Here is a 20,300-nt window from a genome sequence, read left to right as displayed (position 1 = left end):
GCACGAAGCACCACATCCAGTGGGCGAAGGCACAGCAAGAGCCACCCCGAGTGTCCGGACCGGGATGGACGGGTTTGGACCCGAGGCGGCGGCGCGCTGCCCTCGGCAGGTGGCGCCCGGCCGGGTCTAGTCCGCCGGACGCAGCGAGGTGATCATCTGCCGTAGCGAGTCGTACTCCTCGGTTCCCGTATAGGACTCCGGGGTGTCGACGTCGGGCGTGTCCCCCGGTGTCGTAAGGAGCGGATCGTAGACGCCGCTGAAGGCCGCCACGCCCGGCGGCCAGTTGAAGAACTGGAAAATCGGGCAGGCGCTGGGGCCGGCCGGCAGCGGTGCGGAGGTGATCCCGTAGGACAACGGGGCCGGCCTTGAGGGGTAGGACTCATGGTCGTCCCGGCCCTCGAACACAAAGCGCGGCTTCACACCGTTCCGGGTAAGAGCCGGCAACTCCTGTGAGTCCATCAGGGCATACGGCAACTTCCGGGTGCAGTTCGCCTTGGTCACAATGTTGGTCCGCAGGGTGGCGATCGACTTGCGGGCGCCGGTGAGGACTTCGATGAAGACTCCCCCGGGCGCTGCCTCGCGGGCCCGGTCCTTGACGGTCCAGTCCGGCGGGTAGTCGAACATAAGCGTGCCATCCGGCGTCGTGTAGGTCTTCCAGTCGGCCTGCCCTGTCGGCCGGGGTGAAGCCTGGGCCAACGGTTTCAGGCCCGGCTTCGAGCTTGCGGACGAGGCGGCCGGCGACGGTGCAGCTGTCCCGGTACCCGTTGGCGGGCCACTGGGGGAAGAACAGGACGCCAGCAGAAAAGCGACGCAAAACCCTACTGAAACTGCCCTGACGGACTGTGCGGACCGACGCATGGCGCCCTCCCCTTTTGGGTGCGACTACTCCATCCAAGTCTGCGTTGTCCCAGGCCAGGAACAAGGGTCTTTGGGCCTCCGGAGCGGAACGGGGCGGCCCAACACCGGCCCCGCCAACAGAAAACGGGGGCCGGCGAAGTCTCGCCAGCCCCCGCAGGGCCTCCGGCCGCAGCCGGAGGTCAATCTCCCGAAAGCTACCGCTTCAGGAGCGTGTTGCCATAGCCGGCGTCGCACTTGCCGTCGTGGATCACGCCCGTGCCCGGGGCAACCGCGTAGTTGCTGGCAGGGTTGAAGACGGCCGTACGGACGTTCGTCACCCGGCTGGCGCAGTTGTCGGCACCGTCAGCGCTCATGCTCTGGCCGCCGATCCACATGTCGATCCAGATGGTGGAGTTGGTCCCCTCCACGTTGGTGCCCTGGTGGCAGGGGCCGCCTTGGGGGTCGTCGCCGTCGCCGCAGCTGTCCTCGACGACAAAGTAGCGGCGCACGTCCGGAAGATAGATCCGGGTGCCGGCCGGGAAGTCCAGCACGTCCTTACCGGTGGCAGTGGAATGACCCACGGCGATGGTGATCGGGTCGTTGTAGGTGCCGGTGCCCCCGGCCGTGCTGTGCAGAATGGGGTGGCTGATCGTGGCTGAGCCCACCGGTGTGTTGTCGTACCAGGTGTACGCCGTCGTGTACGTGGTGTGGACAACCCGCTCGGAGGACGACGCCGGCACAACGGGTGCCGGGGCCGGCTTCGGAGCCACGGCCGGCACGGCGGGTGCGGCGGGAACAGTTACCGGCGTCTTTACTGCGGCTGCAGTTTTGGCTGCTGCAGCGGCTGCGGCTTTCTGAGCCGCGGCCTTCTGCGCTGCTGCCGCCTTGGCCTTCTTGGCGGCTACAGCTGCAACCTTGGCCTTCTCGGCAGCGGCCCGCTGCGAGGCGCCGACCTCGGCGGACGGCTTATCGGCAGCGGCCGAAACCTCAACACCGGCGTTTGCCGCTCCGGAAGACTGGGCGGATGAATTGGAGGCGCCGGTTTCGGCGCCACACGCCGAGGTGGCGAGGAGGACCGAGAGCATGCCGGCGGCCAGCAGAGTATTTCTGCGCATGGAAAATAAAGCCTTTTCATGGGGTGCGGAAAACGGGCAGTCCCTGGGGATGGTTCCTGCCCGGAGTTGGTCACGGCATGCGGAGCGCTAAGACGCCTCGCCGAGGGGATTACCACACGCGAGAGCATTCTGGATGTTCTGTCGGGCGTGTGTACCAACCGGTAACCCAAACGTTACCTTGGCAAGCGCGGAGAGGCCAATCGACAGGGTCCTTTGACCTGTTTTCAAACTCGGCGCAGGAAATCAGCGGGCCTTCGGGGACGGTGACGTGGTGACGAGCTGATTGCCGTAGCCGCTATCGCACTTGCCGTCGTGGATCACACCCACCCCGGAAGCCACGACGTAGTTGTCCGCAGGGTGGAAGACGGCGGCCCGGACACCGGTTACCTGGTCCGCGCAGCGCCTGGCAAACGACTCGCTCTCCCCCTCGCCGCCAATCCAGACATCAAGCCAGCTGGATGCACCCCCGTGCCTGGCCGCCAGTGCGTGGCAGGGCCCGTCCTCCGGGGTGGGGCCGTCCCCGCAGGTGTCCTCCACGATGAAGTACCGGCGGACGTCGGGTAAGTAGATCCGGGTGCCGGCAGGGAAATCAAGGACATCCTGGCCTGTCTCCAGGGAGTGCCCGACGGCGATCGTCACCGGATCCGCGTAGGTCCCTGCCCCGCCCGCCTTCTTGTGCAGCACCGGGTGGCTGATGTCCGGGGAGCCCTCGGGCGTGTTGTCGAACCAGGTATAGGCCGTGATGTACGTGTCCGGGACGGCCGAGAGCCCCGATGACGAAGGAGAAGGCGGTGGCGAAGGCGGCGCGCCCTCGCACGCGGCGGCAGCCAGGACAACCGACAGCAAGCCCGCGGCCAGTCCGATCTCTCTGCGCATTCGGCATCTGCCTCCACTAATTCGGACCACGTACCTAGAACGCTACCCGTCGGCCCGGCTGCGGCGATAGACGCAAGCTTCACCCGTCTCTCAGAGTCCGGCGGCACCCCAGTTGTGCCCCGCCGCGCTTACTCGACTCGTCGCCACCAATCGCGGTAGTCGGCCCCTCAAACCAAGTAGAACCACTCTTAAAACGCGGGTGTTTCCTACGCGTGTGTGACCCCATCGGGCGCTCCTAACCTCGAAGGCATAGGGGACGCCGCGAACCGGCGGCTCCCGCGGCTTCAAGGGAGAGATCAGATGAGCGCCGATTTTTCCCTCCGCGAATTGGTCGCCAATTCCGGGTTTGACCCCCGGGCACGAGCGCTGGCGCTCACGCCCTGACTCCGGTCGGGACTTCATCACACCAGATTCCCTGTCGAGGCAATCCATGAAGAAAATATCCCCAGTTTCCGGCACTGCACCGGTCTTCTTCGATCCCAGTGGAAAACGGTGGCGACGCATCCTCGTCGCCCTGGTGGCGAGCGTGCTGTTGATCGTCCTGTCGGTCGTGTGGATCCTGCCCGCTGCCAGCGCACCGGTATGGAAAGCGGCGGAGAACCAGTCCGTGGAGTATCCCCGGAAATTGCTGTCCACCCAGGATCTGCGCAACATTCCCCGAATCGGCCCCGAAGGGGGCTTCGCCTTCGACCGGATAGCGCTCATCGAGCGGCGAGGCGGCAAAGTCTTCCTCAAGGATCCCTTCAGCAACACCATCTGGAGGGAGGCCACCGCCGAGGAAATTGAGCTGATCGGCAACAGCCCCTACGCCATGGAAACTTTTGGGAAGCCGGCGGACCACACATTGATGTTGACCTTCGATGATGGGCCGGACCCGCGGAATACGCCGCAAATTCTGGATTTGCTGTCCAAAGAAGGCGTGCCGGCGACGTTCTTCACGGTTGGCGACAACATCGTGAAGTACCCGGATATCTTCCGCCGCATGACCCAGGAAGGTCATATGGTCGGAAACCACACGATGTCCCACATCGATTTCTGGGCTCACGACGACCTGTTTAACCGCCAGCAAATTATCGGGGCGGACCGGGTTATGCGCGCCGCAGACAACTATGGAACACGGCTGTTCCGGATCCCCACCGGAGACCCGGAAAACAACACATTGGCCCTCCTGCAATCCCAGCAGTTGGGGTTCCTCCACATCAACATGGACTTTGATACGCGTGACTGGTCCTACGCCCCCGGCGTTCCGATCAAGGCGCAGAAACTGGACGGACAAGGGCACATTGTCCTAGTTCACGACGGCGGCGGTGATCGCAGCGCAACGATCGAAATGCTGAAGACTTTCATCCCGCAGGCAAAAGCGATGGGTTACACCTTCACCACGGTCGAGCCGCTGCTTCCGCCCGAATACATTCCCCAGTCGGACGCCAAGGCCGCCGTGGAGGACGATGCGACCCTGGCCGCGATGACGACGTATCTAGTGACTCCGAACGTGGTCCTCACCTGGCTTTTCTGGTTCGGAATCGGCTCGCTGACCGTCCTGACGTTCCTCTACGTGGTCCTCGCCGTCATCAACAATCAGCGGCAGAAGAAACGTCTTTGGGCGGACGTCAAGGAGGAAGAGTGGCCGTTCGTCAGCGTCGTCCTGCCGGTGTTCAACGAAGAACTTGTCGTGGCCAAAACATTGGATGCCCTTAGAGCCAGCGACTACCCCCGGATGGAAGTCGTCGCCATTAATGACGGCTCTACCGACGGCACTTTGGCGGTTCTTTCCGAATACGCCCAGACCTGGCCGCAACTGCGCGTCATCGACCAGCCCAACGGCGGAAAGTCCGCCGCCAGTAACCACGGAATAGCCCAGTCCCGCGGAGAAATTGTGGTCACCCTCGACGGTGACACGCTGTTTGAACCCCAGACCATCAAGATGTTTGCCCGCCATTTCCTGGCGCCGCGCAACGGCAAGATCGTCGGAGCAGTCGCCGGGCACGTGAAAGTCGGAAACCGCCGCAATCTCCTGACTGCCTGGCAAAGCCTTGAATATCTCTCCGGCATCTGCGTCACCCGAATGGCGGAGGGCCTGATGGGAGCGATCTCGATTGTCCCGGGCGCCTGCGCAGCCTGGCGGCGGGAGGCACTCATCCAGGCAGGCGGCTACTCCCACGACACGCTCGCAGAGGATGCTGACCTCACCCTCTCCCTGCAGCGGCTCGGCTACAGCATCGTGCAGGAGAACTCCGCCGTGGCATGGACGGAAGCGCCCATGACCCTGCGGGGATTGTTCAAGCAGCGGCTCCGCTGGACTTATGGCAACATCCAGACGCTCTACAAGCACCGCTCGATGCTCTTCAATCCCCGGTTCGGCGCCCTCGGCATGCTGACCATGCCCTACGCCCTGATCTCGGTGCTGGTTCCGCTGGTCTTCATGCCCCTGACGGTCATTGTGGCTGTGACCAGCCTGGCCCGCGGCGAATGGCAGGCCGTCGCCGCGTTCTCGGTGTTCGTCGCCGCAACCCACATGATCATCTCGATAGTGGCCGTGCTGATGGTCCATGAGAGCCCGATGCACCTCCTCATGGTCCCCATCTACCGGCTCATCTACGAACCCCTCCGCGCCTACGTGGTGTTCGGGTCCGCGATTCTGGCCCTGCGGGGCACCGCCGTCGGCTGGTACAGGCCCGAACGCACCAACAGCGTCCTGATGCCGACGGGCCAGGCAAAACTGGGTGCCCTCGCCCCGGCGCATGCGGACCAGCTGGCCCCGTTGTAGCCTAGGGCCGTTGGCGGGATCCGTGGCGAAGAAAGGGACGGCCCTCGTGGCGGACGGAGGAAGCATTCATGCAAAGACGGAATAGGCCCCGCTCCCGCAACCGGAGCGGGGTCCTCGCCACCTCCGCCGTAGTGTTGGCGGTTGCCGCTTGTTCTCCGGCACCGCCGACCAACTACGGACAGGAGCCGCGCAGGAGCCAGTCCGCGCCGGCCCCTCAGTGGTTCGGCGGCTACCTCGACGTCACGCTCCTCCCGAGCCTGCGCCTACAGGACACGGCACTTCACGGAGCCGCCACCACGGTCCTGTCCTTTGTTGGCGCACATCCGAAAAATACCTGCCAACCCTCCTGGGACGGCGTACACACGCTTGACCAGGCCGGCGCCAAGCTGAGCGTGGACGACCAGATCAAATCATTCCGCAAGGCCGGCAATGACATAGCTGTCTCTTTCGGAGGACAGCTCGGCAAGGAGCTCGCCGAAACCTGCACCGACCTCGCCGCGCTGGTGAAGGCCTACGCGGCGGTCATCACCAAGTACGGACTCGACACCCTGGACTTCGACATAGAAGGCGCGGGCTTGAGCGATCAGGCCGCGGCAACACGACGTGCCGCGGCCGCCGCGAAGCTTCAGGCCGACAGTCCTGCCGTCAACCCGTTGAAGGTCTGGCTGACCCTTCCCGTGTCGATGCAGGGCCTGACGACGGATGGCGAAAAGTCCGTGACAGCCATGCTGGACGCCGGAGTCGAACTCGCCGGCGTCAACATCATGGTGATGGACTTTGAACCGCTCGCGCCTGGCCAGACGATGCTCGCCGCGGCAAAAAGCGCTGCCGAGGCTACCCACCAGACTCTGGGTGCACTGTACAAGCAAGCCGGCAAGCCGCTCGACGATGCGGCGTTGTGGCAGCGGATCGGGCTCACCCCGATGATCGGGGTGAACGATGTGAAAGGCCAGGTCTTCACCCTCGCGGACGCCGAAGGCCTGAACAGCTTCGCCGCGGAACGCGGCATCGGGCGGATGTCCATGTGGTCGCTGAACCGGGACATCGCCTGCACTTCCGCCAGCCGGCCCGAAGAAGGCAGCAGCGCCTCCAGCAACTGCAGCGGCGTGCAGCAGGCGCCCGGGATGTTCGCGAAGCTGCTGGCCAAGTCCTTCTAGGGTGGAGCTTCCGGAACTGTTACTCCGGCCGGCTGCAGAGGATCTGTTCCACGCCCATCCGGCCCTCCGCGAAGCTGCGCAGTGCGCCCACCAAGTACAGCCGCCATACCCGGGCAATCTCCTCACCCATCATCGCGACGGCGGCGTCGTAGTTCTGCTCGAACCGCGCGTGCCAGGCCTCAAGAGTGCGGACGTAGTCGCGGCGCATCGCCTCAACGGCCTCGACCTCAAGACCGGCGCCCTCCAGGAACCCCAGCGTCTCCCCGACCGGGCGCATGTGCATGTCCGGGGCGATGAACGACTCGATGAACGGCCCTCCCCCGGGATGCTTGCCGCGACGGGACATCTGCTGCACCAGGACGCGGCCGCCGGGGACCACGTTGTTGAAAAGTGCGGCGGCGTAGATGGGGTAGTTACGCTGCCCCACGTGCTCGCCCATCTCGAGCGATGCCACGGCGTCGAACGGGCCGTCCGGGATCTCGCGGTAGTCCTGCACCCGGATGTCTGCCCGGCCCTCCAGCCCTCGCTCCTTGATCCGCGCGTCGATGAACGCCTTCTGCTCGACCGACAGGGTGACACCGACGACGTCGACGCCGTAGTGCTGCGCCGCATGCAGGCTCAGCGATCCCCAGCCGCAGCCGATATCGAGCAGCCGCATCCCCGGCTTCAGCCCGATCTTGCGGCAGACCAGATCCAGCTTGTCCCGCTGGGCGTCCTCGAGCCCATACCCTGGGGCGGCGTTCCCGCGGGAATCCATCCAGTAGCCGCTGGAATACGCCATCTGCGGGTCCAGGATCAGCGCGTAAAAGTCGTTGCTGAGGTCGTAGTGGTGGCTGATGGCGGCGCGGTCACGGATCAGGCTGTGCAGCCGGCCCTTCACCCGGGCCTGGCTGGCCGGCGGTTCGGGCGGCGCGCCCAAGGCGCCGGCAGCCTTAGCGATCCGGCCGACGCCGGCCAGAATGGACGGGGTGGGCCGGACGCCGGACAGGCCGCGGTCCCGGACCACCTTCCAGAGGTGCTCAAGCGCCGAGTTCAGGTCGCCGTCGACGTCGAGTTCCCCGGTGACGTAAGCCTGCGCGGCACCCAGCTCCCCCGGCGCCCAGAGCAGCCGGCGGATGGCATCCGGGGAGTTGAGCCGCACCACCGGAGCCCCGGCCGGACCAGCCTCGCTGCCGTCCCACACGACGAGCCGGACGGGGAGTTCACCGCCGACCACCGGGCGAAGGACGTCAGCGATCATGGTTGCAAGCGCCGCCGTCATCCTGCGGTCCGCTCGCTGGAAACCTTGGCCGCTGCCTTACCGGCGGCAGTCTTGCTGGAAACCTTGTCCAGCACGATCTGCTGCACGTCCAGGTAACCGGTCTCAAAGCCGGCGCGGGAGTAGCACAGGTAGAACAGCCACATCCGCTGGAAGATTTCGTCGAACCCGAGGGCGCGGACGTCCTCCGCGCGGGCCATGAAGCGTTCCTCCCAGAGCCGCAGGGTCTGGGCGTAGTGTTCGCCCATGGCGAGTCGTTCGCGGACCCGGAGCCCGGTCTGCTTCTCGGTGATCTCCTCGATCGCCCGGACCGAGGGAATGACGCCGCCCGGGAAGATGTACTTGTGCACCCAGGTGTAGCTGGTCCGGGTGGCGATCAACCGGTCGTGGCCGATAGTGATGGCCTGGATGGCGACCTTGCCGCCGGGGGCCAGCACGCGCTCGATCGTCTGGAAGTAGGTGGCCCAGTACTCGTAGCCGACCGCCTCGATCATCTCCACGGAGACGACGGCGTCGTACTCGCCTTCCACGGCGCGGTAATCCTTGAGCTCGATCGTGACGGCGTCGGCGTAGCCTGCTTCGGCCACGCGCTGCCGCGCCAGTTCCTGCTGCTCGCTGGAGAGGGTCACGGAGTAGACCGTCGCCCCGCGGGCCGCGGCCCGGAGGGCAAGTTCACCCCAGCCGGTGCCGATTTCCAGCACGCGGGTTCCCTCCGTGACACCGGCCTTGTCCAGCAGCCGGTCGATCTTCGCCTGCTGCGCGGCGGCCAGGCCGTCCCAGGCAACATTCCGCAACGCGTCGCCGCTCTCCGGGAAGAGGGCGCTGGAGTAGGTCATGGTGCTGTCCAGGAACGTGGCAAAGAGCTCGTTGGACAGGTCGTAGTGCCGGGAGATGTTGGAGCGGGTGTTCTGCTCCGTGTTCCGCTCGGTGCGCGGCGTCCGGGGCAGGTACAGGCCGCGGAGCTTCTGCAACGGCTCAGGTACGAGTGTTCCCACCCGGGCCGCGAAGACCTCCATCACGGCGGTCAGGTCGTCCGCGTCCCAGTCCCCGGCCATGTAGGACTCACCAAGGCCGATCAGTCCGCCGTCGCCGAGCCGGGCAGCGAATGCCTCCGGACGGTTCATCGTCATCACCGGGAAGGACTGGCCCGGCCCGGCCTGGCCGGATGCCGCCCTCCCGAGGACGGAACCGTCGGGGTAGCGCACCTCCAGCGGGAGGCGGCGCACCGCGGCACGGAAGATCGCATCGGCGGCCTTCCCCGCCAGCCGGGCCTTGAGGCTGGAGGGCACGGCCGCGATGCTGGGCCAGATCGTGGCGTCGATAGCCGCCGGCGGCTGCGGAACCGTGTAGGGCACCGACGGGTTCGCGGATGTCTTCGTCTGCGCCGTGTTCGCCTGCGTAGTGTTCGTCTGCGCAGGCTGGGACCCGGTCGCTTCGGTCATGGTCACTGGACTGCCTCCTGTGAGGGGTGGTGTGGTCTTTTGATGATGGGCAACCGACGTGCCCAAAGCTTGATTCCCTGCCAGCGGATCTGCGCGGCCACCCGCAGCGGCGCCAGCGGGACGGCGAGCGCCGCGGCCAGGATGTTCGGCACGGTGGCGTCGCGGCGGCTGCCGTCCACGGTCGCGACGAACGGCTTCTGCCCGTCCCGCTCCAGGACGATCGAGACGGCGAGCCGCTCGGCGGGTTCCGGCAGCTTCATCCGGTACTGGCCGTCGACGTCGTTGAACGGCGAGACGTAGAACGCCTTGGGTACGGTGGCCCGTCCGGCGTCGTCGGTCTCCAGCAGGTAGCAGTGCCGTTCCCCGTACGTGTTGTGGACCTCGGCGACGACGCAGCGCAGCTCCCCCGCGGCGTCGTGGCACCAGAACAGGCTGAGCGGGTTGAAGACGTGGCCGAAGACGCGCGCGCTGGCCAGCATGGTGATCCGCCCGCCATCGAGCTCAATGTTCTGGGTGGCGAGATAACGTTCGACGTTGCCGCGCAGCGTTCCGTCCGGGTCACCGAGGTGGTCGGTAACGCAGAAGCCGGCCAGCGGGGCGAGCCAGCGCGGCAGGCTGGGGAGGGAATCGACGTCGACATACCAGCTGTAGCTGCGGTAAGTGAAGGCATTGTGCAGCGGGGTGCGGCGCACGTGCGCGATCGACGTGCGGTAAATGGCTGCCTGACTGCTCATGCACCCTCCTGGGCAGCCGCCTGCAAGGAAGCCGCCTTCACTTCGGCAACACCGGCGGGTTCCCACTCGCGTCCCAGCTTCCCTGCGGCGCGGACGCCGGAGAGGGCGCCGTCCTCATGGAAGCCCCAGCCGTGGTAGGCGCCGGCGAACGCCAGGCTGCCGTCGCCAAGGCCCAGGATCTGCTGCTGGGCGCGCAGTGAATCCGGCGTGTACTGCGGGTGTTCGTAGACCATCCGCTCCAGGACGGTGCCGTCTCCAATCAGCTCCGACTCGCCCAGGCTGACGATGTAACGCTTACCGTCCGCCGGTTCCAGACGCTGCAGGCGGGTCATGTCGTAGCTGACCAGGACCCTGTCGGGGCGGGCGTCGCACGAGGGCAGCCGGTAGTTCCAGGACGCCTTGGCATTGTCGCTGGCGGGCAGCACGGCGTCGTCGCGGTGGAAGACCGTGTGGTTGACCGAGTAGGGCATGCCGGCCAGGGCTTCGCGCTCGGCGGCAGTGGCGTCCTCGAGCATCCGCAGCGCCTGCGCCGGATGGGTGGCGATCACGACGGCGTCGAACTGCTCGGTGCTCTCCCCGGTGGTGACTTCCACCCCGCCGGCGTGGCGGCGGACCCGTGTGACCGGGCTGGAGAGGCGGATGTCCGGCAGAGTCGCGGCGACTTTATCCACGTAGCTGCGCGAGCCGCCGGTGACCGTGCGCCATTGCGGGGAGCCCTTCACCCCGAGCAGCCCGTGGTGGCCGAGGAAGGTGAAGAGGTAGCGGGCCGGGTAGGCCAGGGCGGTGGTGGGGTCGCACGACCACACTGCGCTGACCACGGGGGTCATGAAGTGGACGACGAAGTAGCTGCTGAACTTCTCCCGGTCCAGGAACTCGCCGAGGGTCAGCTCGGGCGCAGCCGTGCCGGTGCCGGTGGCGGCGTCGGCCTCGGCCAGCAGGGCCCGGGCCCGGCGGTAGAAGCGGGTGACCTCCAGCAGCATCAGCAGGTAGCGGCCGCGCAGCAGGGTGGAGGGCCTCGGGATGATGCCCCGCGCGCCGCCCCGGGCGCCCGCGTATTCCAGTCCGCAGCCGTCGCAGCGGATGGACATGCTCATTTCCGATTCCTGGGTCTGCACGCCCAGTTCCTTGAACAGCCGCAGCAGGGTGGGGTAGGTCCGGTTGTTGTGGACGATGAAGCCGGTGTCGATCCCCAGGACGGAGCCGTCGGCCTGGCCGACGTCGTGCGTGTGGGCGTGGCCCCCAAGCCGTGCATCCGCTTCGAACACCGTCACGTGGTCGCGCCGGTTCAGGACGTAGGCGGCGGTCAGTCCGGCCACCCCGCTTCCGATCACGGCGACGCGCCGTCCGTCCGGGATGCTTGATGCTTGCTGCACTGGTCTGCTCCTGTTGCTTCGCCTGAATCGTCCTGGTGGACCGTCTTATGGGCAATTCGTAACCGCGGGGCGGCCGGATGAGTCCGATTTCCCAGCGGCCGCCTGCACACCAATGTGCCAGAATGAAGCGGGATTTCGCTCCCGCCTCACCGTAACCACCGAAGGGCCGCCCTTGATCAACCCCGTGCACCTCCGAACGCTCGTGGAAGTGGTCCGGCTGGGCTCGTTCGCGGCGGCCGCCACGCGGCTGGGCTACACCGCCTCGGCGGTGTCGCAGCAGATGTCAGCCCTGGAGCGGGACACCGGGGTGGCCCTGTTTCAGCGCTCGGCTCGCAGCATCAACCCGACGGAGGCCGCTGTCGTGATGACCCGGCATGCGGCCAAGGTCCTCACCGACATCGACGCGCTGATGGCGGCGGCGGCCCGGACCCACGACAGTGCCAGCCAGGAACTCCGGCTCGGCATCTTCCCCAGCCTGGCCACGTACGTCCTCCCCCGGATCCTGCAGAATCCGGCGTGGAAGAAGCTGGGCATCGAACTGCGGGTCTCCGTGGCCGAGCCGGGCCAGACCATCCAGGGGCTGCGCACCGGCGGCGAGCTCGACGTCGCGCTGGTCTACCAGGTGGGCCAGTCCGGCCTCGCCTGGCCGCATACGGTGAACCGGCAGTGGATCGGCGACGACGACTTCCGGGTGGTGCTGCCCGCGGCCTGGGGCATCGGCCCCGAATCCAAGGTGGCGGCCGACCACCTTTCCGACATGCCCTGGATCATGCACCACCCCGGCACCTCCGACGCCACAGTGATCGAACGGCTCTTCGCCAGCTGCAACCTGCACCCGCGCGTAGTGGCCTACAGCGACGATTTCCACGCCAGCCTGGAAATGGCCGCTGCCGGCCTGGGCGCGGCCTTGGTCCCCGAGCTGGCCTTGCTGCACCGGCCGGCCGGCGTGGTGGTGCTGGATGTCCCCGAGATCCGGCTGGCCCGCAACGTCTTCGCGCTGCTGCCCAAGGAGAAGCAGACGGCCCAGGTCCAGCTGTTCGTGGAACTGCTGGCCGACACGCTCCACAAACTCGGAACCACGCGCCGGGACTGAGCGCTAGGACCGGCCCGGCTTCTCCGCCGGCTTCCGGGACTTCCGGGACTTTCCGGTCTTCCCGGCCGGCGCCACGAGCGTGCTGATGATCCGGTGCTTCGCCCTTGTGTACGGCGGATAGATCAGCGCCAGGGTGTCCGGCCAGAGCGGTTTGGAGAGCGTGGAGCGCTCGTGCGAGAACGTCCGCAGCGAGTGTTCGCCGTGGTAGGCGCCCATGCCGCTGCCGCCCACCCCGCCGAAGGGCAGCCCGGGAACGGTCAGGTGCGCGGCCGGCACGTCGAAGCACAGCGCCCCCGAGGAGGTCTGTTCGGCGAACGCCCGGCGCGTGTCGGCGTCGTTGCTGAACACATACAGGGCCAGCGGCTTGGCTCCGGCGTTGATCGTCCGAATCGCCTCGTCCCGGCCGCTGACCGGCACCAGCGGCAACAACGGGCCGAAGATCTCCTCCCCCATCGCGGCATCCCCGGGCGCCGGGCGCAGCAGCGTCGGAGCGAAGTGCCGACTGCCGGCGTCGCGCTCACCGCCGTGGACCACCGTGCTGCTGTCCGCGAGCGCGGCGAGCCGGGCAAAGTGCCGGTCGTTGACGATCCGGCCGTAGGACTCGCTCCGCGCGGAATCCGTGCCGAACAGCGCCTTGATGGCCTTGACCAGCTCGCGTTCCAGCGGCACCAGGACGTCCTCCGTGGCCAGAATGTAGTCGGGAGCGACACACGTCTGCCCGGCATTCATGAACCTGCCCCAGGCGATCCGTTTGGCGGCGCCGGCCAGGTCCGTGGAGGCATCCACATACACCGGGGACTTGCCGCCCAGTTCCAGGGTCACCGGCGTCAGGTGCTCGGCTGCGGCGCGGAGCACCACCTTGGCCGCGGCCTCGCCCCCGGTGAAGAAGATGTGGTCGAAGCGCTCCGCCAGCAGCGCCGTGGTCTCGGGGATGCCGCCCTCGACCACCTGGGCCGCGCCGGGCAGGTATTCCGGAATCCAGCGGGCCAGGGCGGCGGAGGTGGCGGGGGCGTGCTCACTGGGCTTGAGCACCACGGCGTTGCCCGCGGCCAGGGCGCCGGCCAGCGGGGCGAGCAGCAGCTGCAGCGGATAGTTCCATGGGCCGATCACCAGGACCACGCCCAGCGGGGTGAGTTCGGTCCAGGCCTTCGCCGGCTGGACCGCCAGCGGGACGGACACCGGCCGCCGCCGCAGCCAGGCTTCGAGGTGCTTCTCCAGGTGCGCGGCTTCCGCCGTGACAAACCCGATTTCCGTTAGCTGCGCCTCGGTTTCGTGTTTGCCCAGGTCGCGGGCCAGTGCGGCGGCAAACTCCCGGCGCCGCTCGATGAGCATCCGCCGCAGGTTGCCGAGCTGCTCCAGCCGCCACGCCAGCGGGCGGGTGGTTCCGCTGTCAAAAAAATCTCGGGCGCGGGCGACGGTGGCGGCAACTGTTTGCATCCGATCAATGTACCGTTCCCCTGCCGGAGTTCAGGGGCGGTATCGGATAAATGCCGGCCAATGCTGGAACGGACCAGTATTCAGGACTATGTTGAAGACATGAGCAAGGTAGCGAGCCAGCACTTTGGAGAGATCGAGCTCAACCACGGGCGTGACCATAATTTCGCTGCGAAGCACGAACTTGCCGGCCAGCCCCTGGAGCTTGACCTGAATGTCAACGCGCATGACCATTTCGACGAGGCGGCCATGCACAAGGTTGACTACCGGCTGCGCTTCCTGCCCGAGCTTGTGGACCAGGTCCGCGAAATGATTGCCGAGGAGTTGGAGCAGGAAGGCACCAGCCCGCAGGAATACCTCCGCTTCCACTGCAACGCCATCAAGCCCGAGCACCTGCAGCAGGTCTTCGGCGTCACGGACAAGTCAGAGCTGACCAACCAGGTCTTCCTCAAGGCCCTGAAGCTCGGCCATGTCGGCATCTACCCGGGCCAGCCGGAGCGCTACTTCGTCCTCGACTTCACCTTGGGCGCGCACTTCTCCGACGAGGTACTGGTGGCCTCCGCGGACGAGGACGGCGTGGTTGACGACGAGATCCTCTGGGAATCCTGAATCTATTGTTCCGCAGCGGCCCTTCTGAGCGCTGACAGGGGCCCCTGCTCAGCAGCCGATGGGACAAACGTACGACGGCGGCCGGCCACCTAGGAAGGTGACCGGCCGCCGTCGTCGGTTAAGCCGCCGACCGTTCAGCGACCGCCGGGCCAGCTGCGTGCTACTTGGCCGCTTCGAGCACTTCCGCGCGGACCGTCCTGGTGGCCGTGACCAGGTTGCGCAGCGACTCCTCGGTCTCGGCGTAGCCGCGGGTCTTCAGGCCGCAGTCCGGGTTGACCCAGAGCTGGCGGGACGGGACGTGCTTGACCGCGGTGCTGAGCAGTTCGGTGACTTCCTGCTCGCCCGGGACGCGCGGCGAGTGGATGTCGTAGACGCCCGGGCCCACGCCGCGGCCGAAGCCGTGCGATTCGAGGTCGTGCACAACCTCCATGCGGGAGCGGGCGGCCTCGATCGAGGTCACGTCGGCGTCCAGGCCGTCGATCGCTTCGATGATGGCGCCGAACTCGGAGTAGCACAGGTGCGTGTGGACCTGGGTGGCGTCCGCGGCGCCGGCGGTGGCGAGGCGGAAGGACTTCACGGACCAGTCCAGGTAAGCGGCCTGGTCCGCCTTGCGCAGCGGCAGGAGCTCGCGCAGGGCCGGCTCGTCGACCTGGATGACCTTGATACCGGCCGCTTCCAGGTCCGCGATCTCGTCGCGGAGCGCGAGGGCCACCTGGTTGGCGGTCTCGCCGAGGGGCTGGTCGTCGCGGACGAAGGACCAGGCGAGGATGGTGACCGGCCCGGTGAGCATGCCCTTCATCGGCTTGCTGGTCAGCGACTGCGCGTAGCGGGCCCATTCCACCGTGATCGGGGCGCTGCGGGTGACGTCGCCCCAGAGGATGGACGGGCGGGTGCAGCGCGAGCCGTAGGACTGAACCCAGCCGTGCACGGTGACGTCGAAGCCTTCGAGGTTCTCCGCGAAGTACTGCACCATGTCGTTGCGCTCGGGTTCGCCGTGGACCAGGACGTCGAAGCCGAGCCCCTCCTGCAGCTCCACGACGCGCTTGATCTCATCCTTCATGAGCTGCTCGTACTGTTCGGTGCTGAGCTCGCCCTTGTTGGCGCGGGCCCGGGCGGTGCGGATCTCGGAGGTCTGCGGGAAGGAGCCGATGGTGGTGGTGGGCAGCGGCGGCAGGTGCAGCGCCTCGGTCTGCGCGGCTTCGCGGATCGCGTAGGCGGAGCGGCTGAAGTCCGCGTCGGTCAGGGCAGCGGTGCGGGCACGGACCTCGGCACGGCGGACACCCTCGGCCTCGGCGCGGGAGGCGATGATGCGGGTGGCCTCCTCGATGGCCGGGCGGACGGCGTCGGCATCGCTCAGCAGCCCGGCGAGGGTGACGACCTCGGTGGCCTTCTGGTCGGCGAAGGCCAGCCAGCTGCGCAGCTGCGCGGAGAGCTGGACTTCCTCGTCGACGTCGTGCGGGACGTGCTGGGTGGACGTGGAGGTGCTGATGGCGAGCTTCGCCACCGACTTCTGCAGCTCGGCGATCTTCGCGGCCGAGGCCGACAGTTCATTGCGCCAGATATTGTGGCCGTCCACGACGCCGGCCACGAGGGTCTTGTCGCCCAGCGCGGCCAGGGCGGCGGCGGACGGGACGTCGCCCTTGAAGACGTCCAGGTGCAGGGCATCGATGCCGGTCGCCGCGAGGGTGCCGAGCTGGCCGTTGAGCGCACCGTAGGGGGTGGAGACGAACAGCTGCGGACGGTCCGCGGCGGCGGCGAGCACCTCGTAGGAGCGGGCGACGGCGGCCTGGATCTCGTCGGCGGGGGTGTCCTGGTCCACCACGAGGGCGGGCTCGTCGAGCTGGACCCAGTTGGCGCCGGCCGCGGCGAGCTTTTCCAGCAGTGCGGTGTAGACGGGGAGGACGTCCTCGAGGCGGGACAGCGGGTTGAACCCGGCCGGGGCGTCGTCGGAGGCCTTGCTCAGCAGCAGGAAGGTGACCGGGCCGACGATGTACGGGCGGGTCTGCACCCCGTTGGCCAGGGCGTATTCGAATTCTTCGACGATCCGGTTGGACGTCAGCGCGAAGCTGGTCTCGGGGCCGATTTCCGGGACGAGGTAGTGGTAGTTGGTGTCGAACCACTTGGTCATTTCCAGCGGCTGCTGGTCCTTGGTGCCGCGGGCCAGGGTGAAGTAGCCGTCGATGTCCAGCTGGCCCTCGGCGTCGAGGAGGTTTCCGAAGCGGGCCGGCACGGCGCCGAGGTGGGCGGCGGCGTCGAGCACCTGGTCATAGTAGGAGAAAGTGCCGGGGACGGCGGCGGCTTCGGTCAGGCCGAGGCCCTGGAGGCGCTTGGCGGTGCCCAGCTGGATCTCCTTGGCGGCGGCGTCCAGGGCGGCGGCGTCGATCTTGCCGGCCCAGTAGGCCTCGACGGCCTTCTTGAGCTCGCGGCGGCGGCCGATGCGCGGGTAGCCCAGGATCGAGGCTGCCGGGAACGGGGTGGGGACAGCGGTGTTGTGGTCAGTCATGGGAAGTCCTAAGAGTTGGTGGTGCGGTGCAGAGGAAAGTTGTGTCTACCGGCGCCGTCAGCTGGCGAGCTGGCGGCGGCCAGCCGGGCGTTGGTGGCTACTGTGCCGGTTGCCGCTTCGCGGGCGGGGAAGCGCGAGCTTGTCCAGCACCTCGAGGGCACTGGCGTGCTCGTTGAACGTGTACAGGTGCAGGCCCGGGGCGCCGGCGTCCAGGGCCGCGTTGGCCAGGTCCACGGTGGCGCTGACCCCGATCCGGTTGCGTTCGGCGTCGGTATCGGCGGCTGCCAGCCGCTCAATCAGCTCCGGCGCCGGTTCGACGCCGGTCAGTTCGCCCAGCCGGGTGAGCCGCCGGATGCTGGTCAGCGGCATGACCCCGGGGACGATCGGGATGGTGACGCCGGCCCGGCGTGCCCGGGACAGCAGCTGGGCGTACTGCTCGGTGTGGAAGAAGACCTGGGTGATGGCGAAGTCCGCGCCGGAGCGCTGCTTGGCCAGCAGCACCTCGACGTCGTGCGCCTCACTCGGGGATTCGGGGTGCCGCGTGGGGTAGGCCGCGACGCCGACCGCCACCTTGCCGGCGCAGAGCAGAGCCGAGCGTCGCTGCTCGACGCGGCGGATGAGCTCGATCAGGTCCTGGGCGTAGCGCAGCGAGCCATCGGCCGGGGCGCCGCCGTCCCTGGGCTGGTCGCCGCGCAGGGCGAGAATGCCGCGCACGCCGACGTCGAGCAGTTCGCCGATGATTTCGGCCAGCTCCTGGGGGGTGTTGCCTACGCAGGTCAGGTGCGCCAGCGGGCGCAGCGTGGTTTCCTGCACCAGGCGGTTGATGAGTTCGACGGCGGTGTTCCGGTTTGAGCCGCTCGCGCCGTAGGTGACGGACACGTAGTCGGGGCTGGTGGCTTCCAGTTCCCCGATGGTGGTCCAGAGCGACTCAGCAGCCGCTGGCGAACGTGGCGGGAAGAGTTCGTAGGACAGGGCGACGGGGGCCGCACCGGCGAGATTTGGATGTGCGTCAATAAGGCTTGGTGGAGACATTTGCGTCCTTGGCTGTGGGCCATTGGTGCCAGCTGGGCCGGAGTCCGGCCGGCGCTGCCGCCAATGAGTTGAGTTTGGGGAACACGGAGGAAACTTCAGCAGGACGCAGCCGCGACTGTTACGCCTGATACGAAGTTGTCCGTGAGCAAATGTCAGGCCCACATGGGGGCACCCACACCCTCCTAGGCCGCCCGTGAATAATTCGCATGGAATTCTTCCAAGAGCCGGCCCGCAGCGGAGGATCGCTGACACGTTACCGCGGTAACTTGTCTACGACTCTAAGGTGCCTGGGAAGGGCATTCAAGTTCTCCGCCGAATTAAGACGCGACTTTACGCCTTCGCGAAGCCTCCCACGGAAGATTCTTCGCCGATCAGGCCGATTATGTGGGCTGACGTTGTCCCGGAACCGGGGCCCTATCGGCCCTCCCCATGTCCGCGGCGCAGGTCTATCCTGAGGGCATGATCCAGCTTCCAGCCAGTTACCAGGAGTATCTCGCCGGCAAGAGCGAGAGCGTCATCAACACCGTCCGCCCGATCCTGATGCAGTCGGCGGCTGACAAGTTGCACGGGGTCCGGGTGGTGGTGCACCCGCACGACCACCAGGCGCATCTTGATGACACCATCCCGTTCGGGACCGTCATCGAGGACATCGACTGACGGCTCCGGTTCCCGGCTGACGGCAAGGCACCCGGACGGCTCCCGGCTACCCCTCCAGCAGGAGGCGCTGGGAGCGCGGGGCCAGGGTGTGCTCCAGGACCAGGCAGGCGGCGCCGACGGCGCCCACATCCTCACCCACGCCGGTGCCGACGACCTCGATCCCATGGATCTTCCGGGTGGCGCTGTTGTCCCCGACGAGTCCCGGGATCAGCTCCAGGTAGGCCGGCGCGAGGCAGGTCCAGAACGGGCCGCCAAAGACGACGCGGTCCACGTCCAGGGCGTTGGTGACGGCCGAGATGGCCCGTCCCACCAGCACGGCGGACCTCCGCAGGATGCCCTGGGCCTCCTCGTTCCCGCCGTAGGCCAGTGCGCAGAGTTCCGCGAAGCGTTCCTGCACCGCCGGAGCGCTCCGGTCCGCGAGTGCGCCGTCCAGCACGCCGGCCGCCTCGGCCTGGGCCACGAGGACCTGGGGGATGGCGGAGGACTTCACGCAGCCGTGCTGCCCGCAGTCGCACAGCGGGCCCTCGGGGTCGACGATGATATGCCCGATTTCGCCGGCGTTGCCGGAGGTCCCGCGGATGACCTCGTCGTTGAGGACCACCCCGCAGCCGATTCCGGTGCCCATGTACATAAAGACGAAGCTGCCGGCGCCACTGGGGCCGCCGGCCCAGGTTTCGGCCACGGCGGCGCTGGTGACGTCCTTGTCCAGGAGCGTGGACAGCCCGGTGGCTTCAGCGAGCCGGTCGCGCAGCGGCACGCGTTCCCAGCCCGGCAGCAGCGGCGGGTCCACCACGGCGCCTTCCTCGAGGTCGATCGGCCCCGGCGAGGCGATGCCCAGCCCGGCGACCTTGGCCCGGTCCACCCCGGAGTCCTCGATCAGCTGCTTGATCTCGGCGGCAATGGTGTCGATGATGGACCCCGGATCCGCGCCAGAGGGTGTCTTGATCCGGGAGTGCTTCACCACGGCGCCGACGAGGTCCAGCAGCACGAACGTCAGCACGGCGGGATCGAGGTGGACGCCGACGGCGTACATTCCGCCCGGATTAAGCCGGAGCATGGTCCGCGGCTTTCCGGGACCGGTACCCTCCTTGCCCGCCTCGACGATCAGGTTCTGGTCCAGCAGCCGGCGGGAGATGTTGGAGATGGTCTGCGGCGAGAGTCCGACGAGCTGCGCGAGTTCCACCCGGCTAAGGCCGCCCGGGGCGCGCCGGATCGCATCCAGGATAACCGTGAGGTTGAAATCCCCCATCCGGGGGAGGTTCGTTCCGCGCCGCGGCGAGGGTGTTCGGATCTCAGTCACTGATACCTCTAAACGTCTTCGGCCAAGCACTGCTGATGTCAGAATCGTACGTTACCCGCGGCCCCACGCCCCCACCTTCGGCCGTCACAGTCGGTCAGATTTCGCCCGAACGG

At 67.4% G+C, this 20,300-nt stretch carries 16 protein-coding genes; 5 read left to right on the top strand and 11 right to left on the bottom strand.

Annotated elements, in window-relative coordinates; genetic code table 11:
* Positions 1–126 precede the first annotated feature (126 nt).
* The 3 genes from AC1DBL_RS05340 to AC1DBL_RS05330 all read right to left on the bottom strand — a co-directional run bounded on the left by AC1DBL_RS05340 (position 127) and on the right by AC1DBL_RS05330 (position 2,828).
* Positions 127–624, bottom strand: a complete 498-nt coding sequence (locus AC1DBL_RS05340; RefSeq protein ID WP_476925619.1) for a hypothetical protein — start codon at positions 622–624, stop codon at positions 127–129.
* Positions 625–1,052: 428 nt separating this feature from the next.
* Positions 1,053–1,952 (bottom strand): hypothetical protein, encoded by a 900-nt coding sequence (locus AC1DBL_RS05335; RefSeq protein ID WP_476916819.1) that lies wholly within the window; start codon positions 1,950–1,952, stop codon positions 1,053–1,055.
* 243 nt (positions 1,953–2,195) lie between these two features.
* Positions 2,196–2,828 (bottom strand): hypothetical protein, encoded by a 633-nt coding sequence (locus AC1DBL_RS05330; protein WP_476892398.1) that lies wholly within the window; start codon positions 2,826–2,828, stop codon positions 2,196–2,198.
* 430 nt (positions 2,829–3,258) lie between these two features.
* On the opposite strand from AC1DBL_RS05330, the gene AC1DBL_RS05325 reads away from it, so the two are divergent.
* Both AC1DBL_RS05325 and AC1DBL_RS05320 read left to right on the top strand, forming a co-directional pair.
* Positions 3,259–5,595 (top strand): bifunctional polysaccharide deacetylase/glycosyltransferase family 2 protein, encoded by a 2,337-nt coding sequence (locus AC1DBL_RS05325; RefSeq protein ID WP_441417595.1) that lies wholly within the window; start codon positions 3,259–3,261, stop codon positions 5,593–5,595.
* A 68-nt stretch (positions 5,596–5,663) separates the two neighbouring features.
* A complete protein-coding gene (locus AC1DBL_RS05320) occupies positions 5,664–6,752 on the top strand; it encodes a chitinase (RefSeq protein ID WP_476908722.1) in 1,089 nt (362 codons plus the stop codon).
* 19 nt (positions 6,753–6,771) lie between these two features.
* On the opposite strand, the gene AC1DBL_RS05315 is transcribed toward AC1DBL_RS05320, so the two are convergent.
* The 4 genes from AC1DBL_RS05315 to AC1DBL_RS05300 are packed head-to-tail and all read right to left on the bottom strand — an operon-like array spanning position 6,772 to position 11,559.
* A complete protein-coding gene (locus AC1DBL_RS05315; protein ID WP_476908721.1) occupies positions 6,772–8,013 on the bottom strand; it encodes a class I SAM-dependent methyltransferase in 1,242 nt (413 codons plus the stop codon).
* Entirely contained in the window at positions 8,010–9,458 is a 1,449-nt protein-coding gene (locus AC1DBL_RS05310) for a class I SAM-dependent methyltransferase (protein WP_476925618.1), read from the bottom strand. The genes AC1DBL_RS05315 and AC1DBL_RS05310 overlap by 4 nt, the downstream gene beginning before the upstream one ends.
* Positions 9,455–10,186 carry a DUF1365 domain-containing protein gene (locus AC1DBL_RS05305; RefSeq protein WP_476925617.1) on the bottom strand — a complete coding sequence of 244 codons (732 nt, stop codon included), beginning with the start codon at positions 10,184–10,186 and terminating at the stop codon, positions 9,455–9,457. The genes AC1DBL_RS05310 and AC1DBL_RS05305 overlap by 4 nt, the downstream gene beginning before the upstream one ends.
* Positions 10,183–11,559, bottom strand: coding sequence for an NAD(P)/FAD-dependent oxidoreductase (locus AC1DBL_RS05300; RefSeq protein WP_476925616.1), 1,377 nt, complete (start codon positions 11,557–11,559; stop codon positions 10,183–10,185). Before AC1DBL_RS05300 ends, AC1DBL_RS05305 begins: the two co-directional genes overlap by 4 nt.
* 172 nt (positions 11,560–11,731) lie before the next feature.
* Here AC1DBL_RS05300 and AC1DBL_RS05295 point away from each other — a divergent pair, with 172 nt between their 5' ends.
* A complete protein-coding gene (locus tag AC1DBL_RS05295; protein ID WP_441417589.1) occupies positions 11,732–12,652 on the top strand; it encodes a LysR family transcriptional regulator in 921 nt (306 codons plus the stop codon).
* A 3-nt stretch (positions 12,653–12,655) separates the two neighbouring features.
* Here the strand turns inward: AC1DBL_RS05295 and AC1DBL_RS05290 are convergent, their stop codons facing one another.
* Complete coding sequence (locus AC1DBL_RS05290) at positions 12,656–14,089, bottom strand: aldehyde dehydrogenase family protein (RefSeq protein WP_476925615.1); 1,434 nt, start codon at positions 14,087–14,089, stop codon at positions 12,656–12,658.
* A gap of 99 nt (positions 14,090–14,188) precedes the next feature.
* Here AC1DBL_RS05290 and AC1DBL_RS05285 point away from each other — a divergent pair, with 99 nt between their 5' ends.
* Positions 14,189–14,695 (top strand): DUF2004 domain-containing protein, encoded by a 507-nt coding sequence (locus AC1DBL_RS05285; RefSeq protein WP_476925614.1) that lies wholly within the window; start codon positions 14,189–14,191, stop codon positions 14,693–14,695.
* A 160-nt stretch (positions 14,696–14,855) separates the two neighbouring features.
* Here the strand turns inward: AC1DBL_RS05285 and metE are convergent, their stop codons facing one another.
* Complete coding sequence (metE, locus tag AC1DBL_RS05280) at positions 14,856–17,198, bottom strand: 5-methyltetrahydropteroyltriglutamate--homocysteine S-methyltransferase (RefSeq protein ID WP_476925613.1); 2,343 nt, start codon at positions 17,196–17,198, stop codon at positions 14,856–14,858.
* A 57-nt stretch (positions 17,199–17,255) separates the two neighbouring features.
* On the bottom strand, positions 17,256–18,230 hold the full coding sequence (locus tag AC1DBL_RS05275) for a methylenetetrahydrofolate reductase (protein ID WP_441417585.1): 975 nt from the start codon (positions 18,228–18,230) through the stop codon (positions 17,256–17,258).
* A gap of 459 nt (positions 18,231–18,689) precedes the next feature.
* Here AC1DBL_RS05275 and AC1DBL_RS05270 point away from each other — a divergent pair, with 459 nt between their 5' ends.
* On the top strand, positions 18,690–18,887 hold the full coding sequence (locus AC1DBL_RS05270; protein ID WP_249777074.1) for a hypothetical protein: 198 nt from the start codon (positions 18,690–18,692) through the stop codon (positions 18,885–18,887).
* 46 nt (positions 18,888–18,933) lie between these two features.
* Here the strand turns inward: AC1DBL_RS05270 and AC1DBL_RS05265 are convergent, their stop codons facing one another.
* On the bottom strand, positions 18,934–20,187 hold the full coding sequence (locus tag AC1DBL_RS05265) for an ROK family transcriptional regulator (RefSeq protein ID WP_476925612.1): 1,254 nt from the start codon (positions 20,185–20,187) through the stop codon (positions 18,934–18,936).
* Positions 20,188–20,300: the final 113 nt, after the last annotated feature.

The sequence above is a fragment of the Arthrobacter sp. 10T44 genome (assembly GCF_056393885.1).
The sequence above is the reverse complement of the archived record's forward strand: the minus strand, read 5'-3'. Positions and strand labels throughout refer to the sequence as shown.

What these genes read in the sequence shown, in the direction of transcription:
- AC1DBL_RS05340 (WP_476925619.1), bottom strand. Translation starts at nt 624, where the DNA reads ATGTTCGACTACCCGCCGGACTGGACCGTCAAGGACCGGGCCCGCGAG.
- AC1DBL_RS05335 (WP_476916819.1), bottom strand. Translation starts at nt 1,952, where the DNA reads ATGCGCAGAAATACTCTGCTGGCCGCCGGCATGCTCTCGGTCCTCCTC.
- AC1DBL_RS05330 (WP_476892398.1), bottom strand. Translation starts at nt 2,828, where the DNA reads ATGCGCAGAGAGATCGGACTGGCCGCGGGCTTGCTGTCGGTTGTCCTG.
- AC1DBL_RS05325 (WP_441417595.1), top strand. Translation starts at nt 3,259, where the DNA reads ATGAAGAAAATATCCCCAGTTTCCGGCACTGCACCGGTCTTCTTCGAT.
- AC1DBL_RS05320 (WP_476908722.1), top strand. Translation starts at nt 5,664, where the DNA reads ATGCAAAGACGGAATAGGCCCCGCTCCCGCAACCGGAGCGGGGTCCTC.
- AC1DBL_RS05315 (WP_476908721.1), bottom strand. Translation starts at nt 8,013, where the DNA reads ATGACGGCGGCGCTTGCAACCATGATCGCTGACGTCCTTCGCCCGGTG.
- AC1DBL_RS05305 (WP_476925617.1), bottom strand. Translation starts at nt 10,186, where the DNA reads ATGAGCAGTCAGGCAGCCATTTACCGCACGTCGATCGCGCACGTGCGC.
- AC1DBL_RS05290 (WP_476925615.1), bottom strand. Translation starts at nt 14,089, where the DNA reads ATGCAAACAGTTGCCGCCACCGTCGCCCGCGCCCGAGATTTTTTTGAC.
- AC1DBL_RS05285 (WP_476925614.1), top strand. Translation starts at nt 14,189, where the DNA reads ATGAGCAAGGTAGCGAGCCAGCACTTTGGAGAGATCGAGCTCAACCAC.
- metE (WP_476925613.1), bottom strand. Translation starts at nt 17,198, where the DNA reads ATGACTGACCACAACACCGCTGTCCCCACCCCGTTCCCGGCAGCCTCG.
- AC1DBL_RS05275 (WP_441417585.1), bottom strand. Translation starts at nt 18,230, where the DNA reads ATGTCTCCACCAAGCCTTATTGACGCACATCCAAATCTCGCCGGTGCG.
- AC1DBL_RS05270 (WP_249777074.1), top strand. Translation starts at nt 18,690, where the DNA reads ATGATCCAGCTTCCAGCCAGTTACCAGGAGTATCTCGCCGGCAAGAGC.